Origin of the sequence: Pseudomonas fluorescens (assembly GCF_902497895.1) — a bacterium.
Lineage (GTDB): Bacteria > Pseudomonadota > Gammaproteobacteria > Pseudomonadales > Pseudomonadaceae > Aquipseudomonas > Aquipseudomonas fluorescens_BP.
The window spans coordinates 22685-30371 of record NZ_CABVHQ010000070.1; the positions used below are offsets into that span (position 1 = coordinate 22685).

Sequence of the window (7687 nt, forward strand, 5' to 3'; positions counted from 1 at the left end):
TCATTGGCGTTAAACCGAATGCGCCTTTCAGTTTGTTTGTCTGGTCTGGTCCGCAAGGGTTGGTAATTTGTGGCTTGAGCTGATGCGACCAGGACAAGGGAGTTGGATATGCACAAGCGTTCAAGCGCTTTGGTTGGGCTGGCCTGCGCGATGGCAGGTTTCATGACCTATGCCGCTACACCACCGCCCTGCGCTGCCGGGAGTGGGTATCAGCCACTGTGCGGTATTGAACCGCCAGAGGATCTGGTGTTATCGCCGGATGGGCGTTACCTGTTAATGGGTATCACCCCGGGGTTGTCCGGGCAGCATGCATCGCGTTTGCGAATCATGGATCTGGCTACGCAGCAGGCTCGCGATTTGCCGCTTTCCGTTGCTCCCCAGGCTGGCTGGGGGGAGGAGAGCTGCGCAGCGCCGGACAAGTTGTTGGGGGCACATGGTATTCACCTGTCCCCACGCGTCGATGGTCGCCAGCAGTTGCTGGTGGTCAACCATAACGGACGCGAAGCCATCGAATTTCTTGAACTCAAGCCGCTGGATGGTAGTTGGGTGGCGGTCTGGCATGGCTGCGTCGAGCAACGGGGATCAGGACGGTTCAATGACGTAGCAGCCACTCCGGGTGGTGGCCTGGTGGCTACGGTGATGTTCGAGTCGGACAGTATGGCGCCTGCGATACCGCTGGAGCAGCTGCTCGATGGCCGTGACACGGGCTATTTGATGACCTGGGCGCCCGGGCTGCCTCTGGTCAAGGTCAAGGGCAGCGACGCACCGTTCCCCAATGGTGTGCAGGTCAGTGCCGATGGGCGCCAAGCCTGGTTCGCTGCCTGGACTGCGAAGGAGGTGCGGCAGTTCGACCTGCAGCAAGGGACTACCCGGCAGCGCATTGTCCTGGACTTTATGCCCGATAACCTCAGCTGGACGGCGAAGGGCCAGTTGCTCGCCGCCGGTATCGAAGACCCGGACGTCTTCCGCGCTTGCTTCAAGGCCCGGGATGAACACTGCGCGAGTGCATTCCAGGTAGCGCTGATTGATCCCGAACAGGCCACGGCCGAGGTGTTATTCAAGGCCCCACCGGGGCTGTTGGCGGGTGCTTCGGTGGCGCTCGAGGTCGGGACGAAGCTGTTCGTCGGAGCCTATACCGGTGATCGTCTGCTCAAGCTGGACGGCATGCCTGAGTCCATACGCCAGGGGCGTTCAGACCCCGAATCAATAACCGGGAGTCAATGATGACGCGCTTGCCTGGCGTGCTCACGGCCGTGCTGGTCGCAGCGTTACTGCCGCTGTGGGGCGTGGCCGCCGATACTCGGCCTAATATCTTGCTGATCGTAGCCGATGATCTGGGCTATTCGGATCTCGGCAGCTTCGGTGGCGAGATCGAGACGCCGACGCTTGATCAATTGGCCGCCGATGGCCTGCAACTCACCAGCTTTTACGCCGCGCCTACCTGCTCGCCTACGCGCTCGATGCTGATGTCTGGGACGGACAACCATCTTGTCGGGCTGGGCAGCATGGCCGAAGTACTGCCTTTCTCCCCGCGCCTGCAGGGTCAGCCGGGTTACGAAGGTTATCTCACGCCGCATTCGCACTCCATGGCGCAACTCCTGAAAGACGGCGGTTATGCGACCTACATGGTGGGCAAGTGGCATTTGGGCATGAAGGATGAGCAGGGGCCGCAAGTCCGAGGCTTCGACAAATCCTTCGTGCTGCTGGATGGTGGGGCGACACACTTCGCTCCGCAGCCTGGCTCCGAGCTGCGGGTAGAAAAGGTCTCCTATCGGGAGGATGGGCAGCCTGCGCAAGTACCCGATGAATTCTACTCGAGCGATTTTTACACCGACAAGCTGATTGGCTACATCGAGTCCGAGCGCAGCAATCGCAAGCCGTTTTTCGCCTATGCCGCCTATACCGCTCCCCACTGGCCGGTGCAGGCACCTGATGCCTTCATCGCCAAGTACCAGGGCCGCTACGACCTCGGTTATGCCGCCACCCGCGAGGCGCGGTTGGATAATCTGAAGAAGCTCGGGCTGATTGCCCGGAACTTCAACCCCGCGGCGTTGCTACCTGATGCCGCCGGGGCCCGGTGGCAAGAGCTAAGCACCGAGCAGCGCAAGGTTGAAGCCCGCAAGATGGAGGTTTACGCAGCCATGGTCGATAACCTTGATCACAACATCGGCCGTCTGCTCGATTATCTGAAGCGCACCGGGCAGTACGACAATACGTTGGTGTTCGTCATGTCGGACAACGGCGCAGCGGGCGAGGATCACAGCAAGGGTTATTCGCCCAACACAGCCAACACCGACAACCGCTACGAGAACATCGGGCGTCGCCAGTCCAATCTCAGTTATGGCCTGCGCTGGGCAGAGGTCAGTGCCACCCCGTTCCGCCTGTTCAAGGGCACCACTGGCGAAGGGGGGATCAGCGTACCGGCCATCGTGCGTCTGCCTTATGACCAGGGTCGTCATGGCGTGCTGAATGTCCCCGCCAGGGTTGATGACCTGCTGCCAACTTTCCTCGAGCTGGCTGGTTTACCGAATCCCGGAGCCTTCTATGGCAGCAAGCCCAAATTCCCGATTACCGGAAACTCCATGCTGCCTCTGTTGACGCGAGCCGCCGAGAGTTCGGTGGATGCCCAGGCGTTGCTGGTGGGCGAGTTGTTCGGGCAAGCCTATGTGCGCAAGGGCCAGTGGAAACTTGTGGCGGCCGAGGCTCCACGTGGCTTGCCTTTACTGAATAAACCTTACGACTGGCAGCTGTTCAATCTGGCGCAGGATCGGGGTGAAACCATGAACATAGCTGGCGAGCATCCTGAGCTGGTAGCTCAATTACACCGGGAGTGGCTCGCGTATGCGAAGCGAGTAGGGGTTATCGAGCCGCTTGCCAGGTGAGGTGGTCGCGAGGTGTTCAGGCGAAATAATTGAAATGTTGAAATGAATGTTCTCTGATCTGTGTCGGAATCATAACGATGAAAATAAAAACAACGCTCATCGCTCTCTCCGTGTCACTGCTGGTGGCTCTTTCGCTGATGGTGTTTGTGTCGCCAGGTCCTTTCTGCGTTCGTAGCGAGAAGCCGCCCGGATGTCAGTACCTGAACTACGGTTGCGCATTACCTGGATCTTTCACGGGTTGGCCGCAGTTCTCCTGAGTCTGGACAATTCCTGAGCGATATTGCCTGGAGTCAGTTCAGGCAGGTGCAGGGTGTTCAAAGTCTGACTTTCCAGATCATCGCCCGCTACCGGGCTGGTTCCTCGCATGCTCCAGCAAGATGTCCCCCGCAGGGGACATCCCCCTTTGCACATGGATTTAGAGTGGTCCGAGCCAAGAGCAATCCCCGATAACAATAAACCGGGAGCCACCGGACCATGCATCAGCCTCAAGTCGTACCCCATCAATCCCTGTATTTTCCCTATCAGGTTTATCCTGCTTTCGTGCCGTCTCCAGGAGTCGTCAATCGCTCGCCCGTGGTGATTGTGGGCGCCGGACCCATTGGCCTGACGCTGGCGCTCGAACTGGCGCGCTACGGTGTCAGAAGTACCGTTCTGGCGGCTCAGCAGCAAGTCTGTGAAGGCAGCCGCGCGATTGTTTTCACCCGCCGTTCCATGGAGATTTTCCAGCAAGTGGGGGTGTCCGAGGCGGTGACCGAGCAGGGCCTGCCCTGGCGTTTCGGCAATTCGTACTACCGCGGCCAACGGGTTTTTCGCATGGAAGCACCGGTCGACGAGCACGACCGTTTTGCGCCGATGACCAACTTGCAACAGCAGTACCTCGAGCAACATCTGGTGGAGGCCGCCCAGGCACAGCCGCTGATCGAATTGCGTTGGGGCAATAAAGTCATCGATATCGAGCAAGACGTCGACCGTGCCGTGTTGCAAGTCGATACCCCGGGCGATGTCTATACCCTGGAGGCCGATTGGGTGGTGGCCGCTGATGGCGCCCGCCCCGTATTGCGTTCGATGCTGGGGCTCAAGCTTGAAGGTGCATCCTACGAAGGGCGGTTCGTCATTGCCGACATCCGCATCAAGCTCGATCTGCCGACCGAACGCCTGGCGTTTTTCGATCCCTCCTGGAACCCCGGCAACACCGTGTTGATGCACCGCGAGCCAGGCGATATCTGGCGCATCGATTACCAGTTGCCCGTGGACGAAACGCCCGAACAGGCGCTGCACCCCGACTCCTTGCGCGAGCGCATCGATGCGCAACTGGCGATGCTCAACGTCGAGAACCCGGTATGGGAGCTGGATTGGAGTTCGGTGTACTCGGCCCGGGCGCTGACCCTGGCGCAATACATTAATGACCGGGTGATCTTTGCCGGCGATGCGGCGCATCTGTTACCGATTTTCGGCGTGCGTGGCGCCAATACCGGGTTCCAGGATTGCCACGACCTGGGCTGGAAACTGGCACTGCACATCAAAGGCCTGGCCGGTGCCGGACTGCTGGCCTCTTACAGCGACGAACGGGTCAAGGCTGCTCGCGAAATCATTGAAGAGGCAGGCAAGAGCACGCGGTTCATGGCGCCGCCCAGTCGCGGCTATCGACTGTTACGCGATGCGGTGCTGTCGCTGTCGTTGACCCAGGAGTTCGTGCGCCCGCTGTATCACTGGCGGACCTCAAGGGCTCACGACTACGCTGATTCGCGACTCAACGCGGTGGACGACGATAACCTGTTGTTCACCGGCGGGCCGCGCAACGGTGCGCCGTTGCTCAATGTTCGTCTGGCCGAGCAGCATTATTTGTTCGACGAGCTGGCGCCCGCCTATCACTTGATTTGCTTCACTGACGCGGCGGTACTCGATGCCGGCGTCGTTGCCCAAGTCCAGGCCCTGCGCCGTCAGGGGCTGCCGATACAAGTGATCGCGGTCGCCATGAATGGAGTCAGTCAGGTGCAACACGCTGACCTGACCCTGGCCGATCCCGATGATCTGTTCAGCGCGCGTTATGGCGTGCAGCAGGCAGGCGCCGCCTATCTGGCGCGCCCGGACCAGCACGTCTGCGCCCGCTGGCTGCAGCTGGATGCAGAGCGTTTGCGCCATGGATTAAATCAGGCCCTTGGCCACAACGGGAGCTACCAACCATGAGTCAGTCGATGAACGTGACAGACCTTGAACGCGTCTACGATCGGCTCGCCGAGGCGATTGACCGTACGGGCAACGACAGCGAGTTGTTTCTGGTCAAACTGGCGCTGCTGGCGGCCGAGGCACTGAACGATGTCGAGCGCTTCGACGAACTGATCGAATGCGCCGTGCAGGACCTGTAAAACCTTGCGTAAGCCAATAATTACAAAAACAGGATCATCCCATGCCATCCCGTCTTGCTGTGACCCCTGGTAAGGAGGCCGGCGCTCATCCGCCGGTCATCGCCAAAGTCTCGAAACGCCTGCTGTGGTTTCTCTTCATCTGCTTCGTTTTTTCATTTCTGGACCGCATCAATATCGGCTTTGCCGGGCTGACGATGATGGACGACCTGGGCTTGAGCAGTACCCAGTTTGGCATGGCAACCACGATTTTCTACCTGGCCTACATCGCGTGCGGCATCCCCAGCAACATGGTCCTGGCGAAAATCGGCGCCCGTCGCTGGATCGGCAGCCTGATGATTGCCTGGGGCGTGGCGTCGACCGCAACCCTGTTTGCGCATGATGCGGCCAGCCTGTATTGGTTGCGTGCGTTGGTCGGTATCACCGAAGCGGGGTTTCTGCCCGGTGTCCTGTTGTATATGACGTTCTGGTTTCCGGCGGCATACCGGGCGCGGGCCAATGCGCTGTTTATGATCGCCATGCCGTTTACCGCGGGTTTTGGTTCGGTCCTGTCCGGCGCCATTTTGGGCCTTGATGGCCACTGGGGCCTGGCAGGCTGGCAATGGCTGTTTCTACTCGAAGGATTGCCCAGCGTAATACTCGGTCTGGCGGTGTACGGTTATCTGGACGATCACCCGCGCCAGGCGCGCTGGCTGGGCGACGATGAGAAACTGCAGCTGGCCGAGTTGATGGAGCGGGACCGCCAGGCACCTTCCCCCCACGCTCATTGGGGACGTGAGTTACTGTCGCCAGCGGTGATTCTGTTCTGTGTGGTGTACTTCTGCCTGGTCAACACCTTGGCGATGATCGCGGTCTGGACGCCGTTGATCGTCAAGAGCTTCAGCGCTGGTCAGAGCAATACGCTGATCGGATTGCTGTCGGCAATTCCTCAAATATGCACCATTATTGGCATGATCCTCTGGGGCCGACACTCGGACCTGACCCAGGAGCGGCGTTGGCACCTGGCGCTGCCGATGCTGATGGCCGCGGCGGGCTGGTTCTGCACGGCCCTGTCGAGCGAGCCTATCGTGCAACTGGCCGGGGTCTGTATGGCAGCGACGGGTTCCTACACGGCGATGTCGATTTTCTGGACCCTGCCGGATCGCTCGTTGAGTTTTCAAGCCAGGGCAGTGGGCATCGCGGTGATCAACGCAGTGGGTAATCTGGGGTCGGCCCTTAACCCCTTGGTGGTAGGCTGGCTCAAAGACCTGACCCACACCTATACGGCCGGTTGTCTGTACGCGGCGCTGCTGTTACTGGTGGCTGCCATACTGGTGAGGACGCTGCCCCACGAACGCCAACCTTCAACGCGCGAATTGATCCCTGAATGAACCACTGGCCGCTCACCACCGTTTACAACCAGGTCCCACTGACGACGGGGCAAATCGCCCATCTATTGGCCAGGGTTGGCGAGGACTGCCGGACCTGGCTGGCGGCAGAGTTACTGACGTTGGTGCGGGGTGTGATGCCGCTGGCTCAATGTACCATTTTCGCTTATCCCGAGGGCCAGGAGCCGCAGGTGTTGTCGTGTTCCGATCAGGCCAGGCTGGTGGAAATATCGCGTATTTCCCGGGATTACGTCGAGCGTTTTCACAGCCTGGATGGCAACCGCCAGGCGATGCTCGGGCATAGGGCAAAATACGGTGGTGCGCGAATCCTCGCTCAGCTTCAGTCAGTCGAAGACATCACCCATCGTGACTATCGGCGAGTCTGTTACGAACAGCCGCAAATCTCCCAGCGCATGGCCTTGCTCAATCATCAGGAGGAGGGCGGGGGCTGGCTGTCGATCAACTTCTATCGAGGTCGCGAACACGGCAACTTCAATCAGCGCGAAATCGAATTTATCGAGTCGGTTGCGCCGTTACTGATTCAAGTCACGCGATTGCACTATCGCGCCTATATCGAAGCCAATCGGATGCCGTCCCTGCTGAGTGAGCGCGTCGAGCAACTCTATCCTGAACTGACTCGTCGGGACCGTGAACTGCTCAGGCATTTGCTCAGTGGCCTGCGGGCGGAAGACATTGCGCCCCTGATGGGTATCCAGCCCTCAAGCGCCGCTACCTACATCAAGCGGCTCTATCGAAAAGTGGGTGTCAGCGGACATCGAGAATTGCTGGGGCTGGTAGTGAGAGATCGTTGGACCTGAGCACGCGTTGATCACTGGACAGATCTCAATCCAACTGATGCCGATAAGGCAAGTCCGGCCCGGTCTTGCCGCAGGTCAGGGCGGCGGCGCTGACGGCGAAGCTGAGCATGCCGTCGATCTGTTCGCGACTCAAGCGCTGCAAGCCCTCCACCGAATCCAGCTGCTGTTCGGTCAGCCAGGCGATCAATGCCGCCTGGAAGGTGTCGCCGGCGCCCACGGTATCGGCCATCACCACGGCACGGGCCGGCACCGACCAG

At 59.9% G+C, this 7687-nt stretch carries 7 protein-coding genes; 6 read left to right on the top strand and 1 reads right to left on the bottom strand.

From position 1 onward, the window contains the following. The first annotated feature begins 108 nt into the window (after positions 1 to 108). The 6 genes from F8N21_RS25435 to F8N21_RS25460 all read left to right on the top strand — a co-directional run bounded on the left by F8N21_RS25435 (position 109) and on the right by F8N21_RS25460 (position 7430). On the top strand, positions 109 to 1224 hold the full coding sequence (locus F8N21_RS25435; protein WP_150644754.1) for an SMP-30/gluconolactonase/LRE family protein: 1116 nt from the start codon (positions 109 to 111) through the stop codon (positions 1222 to 1224). Next, complete coding sequence (locus F8N21_RS25440; RefSeq protein ID WP_150644755.1) at positions 1224 to 2882, top strand: arylsulfatase; 1659 nt, start codon at positions 1224 to 1226, stop codon at positions 2880 to 2882. Before F8N21_RS25435 ends, F8N21_RS25440 begins: the two co-directional genes overlap by 1 nt. A gap of 474 nt (positions 2883 to 3356) precedes the next feature. Then, complete coding sequence (locus tag F8N21_RS25445) at positions 3357 to 5069, top strand: FAD-dependent monooxygenase (protein WP_150644756.1); 1713 nt, start codon at positions 3357 to 3359, stop codon at positions 5067 to 5069. After that, on the top strand, positions 5066 to 5248 hold the full coding sequence (locus F8N21_RS25450; protein ID WP_150644757.1) for a DUF2783 domain-containing protein: 183 nt from the start codon (positions 5066 to 5068) through the stop codon (positions 5246 to 5248). The genes F8N21_RS25445 and F8N21_RS25450 overlap by 4 nt, the downstream gene beginning before the upstream one ends. 41 nt (positions 5249 to 5289) lie before the next feature. Continuing rightward, the gene (locus tag F8N21_RS25455) at positions 5290 to 6615 is read left to right on the top strand and encodes an MFS transporter (RefSeq protein ID WP_150644758.1); all 1326 of its coding nucleotides are present in this window, start codon (positions 5290 to 5292) and stop codon (positions 6613 to 6615) included. Then, complete coding sequence (locus F8N21_RS25460) at positions 6612 to 7430, top strand: helix-turn-helix transcriptional regulator (RefSeq protein WP_150644759.1); 819 nt, start codon at positions 6612 to 6614, stop codon at positions 7428 to 7430. The genes F8N21_RS25455 and F8N21_RS25460 overlap by 4 nt, the downstream gene beginning before the upstream one ends. Positions 7431 to 7455: 25 nt before the next feature. Here the strand turns inward: F8N21_RS25460 and F8N21_RS25465 are convergent. After that, a partial coding sequence (locus F8N21_RS25465) for a PfkB family carbohydrate kinase (RefSeq protein WP_224788291.1) occupies positions 7456 to 7687 on the bottom strand: 232 nt, incomplete at its 5' end.

Excerpts from the sequence above, each read along its gene's own strand:
- F8N21_RS25445 (WP_150644756.1), top strand. The coding sequence starts at position 3,357 with ATGCATCAGCCTCAAGTCGTACCCCATCAATCCCTGTATTTTCCCTAT.
- F8N21_RS25450 (WP_150644757.1), top strand. The coding sequence starts at position 5,066 with ATGAGTCAGTCGATGAACGTGACAGACCTTGAACGCGTCTACGATCGG.
- F8N21_RS25435 (WP_150644754.1), top strand. The coding sequence starts at position 109 with ATGCACAAGCGTTCAAGCGCTTTGGTTGGGCTGGCCTGCGCGATGGCA.
- F8N21_RS25460 (WP_150644759.1), top strand. The coding sequence starts at position 6,612 with ATGAACCACTGGCCGCTCACCACCGTTTACAACCAGGTCCCACTGACG.
- F8N21_RS25440 (WP_150644755.1), top strand. The coding sequence starts at position 1,224 with ATGACGCGCTTGCCTGGCGTGCTCACGGCCGTGCTGGTCGCAGCGTTA.
- F8N21_RS25455 (WP_150644758.1), top strand. The coding sequence starts at position 5,290 with ATGCCATCCCGTCTTGCTGTGACCCCTGGTAAGGAGGCCGGCGCTCAT.